This is a genomic window from Xenorhabdus budapestensis (genome assembly GCF_002632465.1).
In the GTDB taxonomy this organism is placed as follows: Bacteria; Pseudomonadota; Gammaproteobacteria; order Enterobacterales; family Enterobacteriaceae; genus Xenorhabdus; species Xenorhabdus budapestensis.
Map to the genome: position 1 here is coordinate 1 of NZ_NIBS01000074.1, position 2,146 is coordinate 2,146.

At 52.3% G+C, this 2,146-nt stretch carries 2 protein-coding genes; both read left to right on the forward strand.

From position 1 onward, the window contains the following. Positions 1–1,570: type IV conjugative transfer system coupling protein TraD (traD, locus tag Xbud_RS18810; protein ID WP_099137505.1), on the forward strand; the 1,570-nt coding region annotated here is incomplete at its 5' end. 9 nt (positions 1,571–1,579) lie between these two features. Then, the coding region (locus Xbud_RS18815; protein ID WP_099137506.1) for a TIGR03747 family integrating conjugative element membrane protein at positions 1,580–2,146 on the forward strand (567 nt) is incomplete at its 3' end.

The window sequence follows — 2,146 nt, forward strand, 5'->3', positions numbered from 1 at the left end:
TCCCATGATCCACGGTATTGAGCCACAGGAAGCGGAGGTGTTTATGGATTTGCGTGAGCGGGTCGGGCATACGCTGATAATGGGAACAACGCGCGTAGGAAAAACCCGGCTGGCTGAATTACTGATAACCCAGGATATCCGGCGCGGCGAAGTGGTGATTGTCTTTGATCCGAAAGGGGATGCTGATTTATTAAGACGCATTTGGGCGGAAGCCCACCGGGCTGGACGGGGCAATGAACTTTCCCTCTTTCATCTGGGCTGGCCGGAAATCTCGGCACGTTATAACGCGGTCGGGCGGTTTGGCCGGGTGTCGGAAGTCGCCTCCCGTCTGGCGGGACAGCTCAGTGGCGAAGGGAATAGTGCCGCGTTCCGTGAGTTTGCCTGGCGGTTTGTCAATATTGTCGCCCGTGCTTTAGTTGCCCTGGGACACCGGCCGGATTACACGCTTATCACACGTTACGTCAATAATATCAGTGAGCTGTATCAACTCTATGCGACCAAAGTGATGGCAGACAGGCAACCCGCCCTGCTGGAACAAATCAATCAAACCCTCGGTAAGCTGAAAGAAAAAGATATCCCGCGCAATATGCAGGGGCAGCCGGATGCGTTCCGGCTGTGGGCAATGGAAGTCACGTTAAGTTCAGACGCGGGTAAACAACTCTACGACCCCATTCTGGACGGATTACGCTCAGCGGTGCGTTATGACCGCACCTATTTTGATAAAATTGTCGCCTCTCTGCTGCCGCTGTTGGAAAAACTAACCACCGGAAAAATCGCAGAACTGTTATCACCGGATTATCTCAATATGGCCGATTTACGCCCGATTTTCGACTGGGAACAGGTGATCCGCAAGAACGGCATTGTCTATATCGGGCTGGATGCGCTGTCTGACAGCGATGTGGCTTCGGCAGTGGGCAACAGCATGTTTGCGGATTTGGTCAGTGTCGCTGGGCAGATTTATAAATACGGCATGAATGCGGGTTTGCCGGTGCGTCAGGACGGAAAACTGGCGATTAACCTGCATTGTGACGAATTCAATGAGCTGATGGGGGATGAATTTATCCCGTTGATCAACAAAGGCGGCGGTGCGGGCATGCAGGTTACCGCCTATACACAAACTTCATCGGATATTGAGGCCCGTATCGGCAGCCCGGCTAAAACGGCGCAGGTGATAGGCAACTTTAACACATTGATTATGCTGCGAGTGCGGGATAATCGCACGGCAGAACTGCTCACCAGCCAGCTGCCGGAAGTGGAAATCTACAGCAAGACATTGGTCTCAGGGCATTCGGATATTGCCGATGTTGAACAGGGGCAGGATTTTACTTCTTCGACACAGGACAGGGTCGGCACGGTCAAAACACCGCTGGTGACGCCGGCTGAGATGATTAACCTGCCGAAAGGACAGGCGTTTGCCCTGTTGGAAGGCGGGCAGTTATGGAAAATTCGCATGCCTTTGCCCACCGGCGATGACGATGATACCCTGATGCCGGCGAGTTTGCAGAACATCGCTGAGCATATGCGACGGCACTACCGCACCAGTGAAAACTGGTGGGAAGAGAAAGGGTAATTTCACGTCATGGCTCAGTCAGAAAATCAATCCCGCCCGGCTTCCCAACCGCCTCGCAAGCATAGCCTGTTGTATCGTATGTTATGGGAATGGCCGTGGCAACTCATTGGGTTTATTGTGATGTCCTGGCTATTCAGTCTGTTACTGGAATATTTTGGTATGACTTTTTTCTGGCCGGAACAAGGCGCTTCTCACAGCCAGACGATGATGAAAACGGAGCTGCAATTTTTATCCGCGGAATTTACTCAGAGCCTGCTGTTGTCAAATCCCGCACAAACGATCTCAGACGGGCTGGTACAGGCGTATCAATGGATTTTTGTGAACAGTGGTTTTATGCCCTGGATACAGGGGCAGCGGCAATATCAGCTTAATAGTCGCAATGATTTTCTGCGTGAATTCAATGCCGTATTGCAGGGGGTATCGGGTTATTTACGGGAATATTGTCTGGCTGCCGTGTTCATCACGATGGTGACGCTGATCCGGCTGGCGATCCTGATGCTATCCGTTCCGTTGTTTGTGATGGTGGTTTTGGTCGCGCTGGTTGATGGATTAGGGCGGCGGGACTTACGGCGTTAT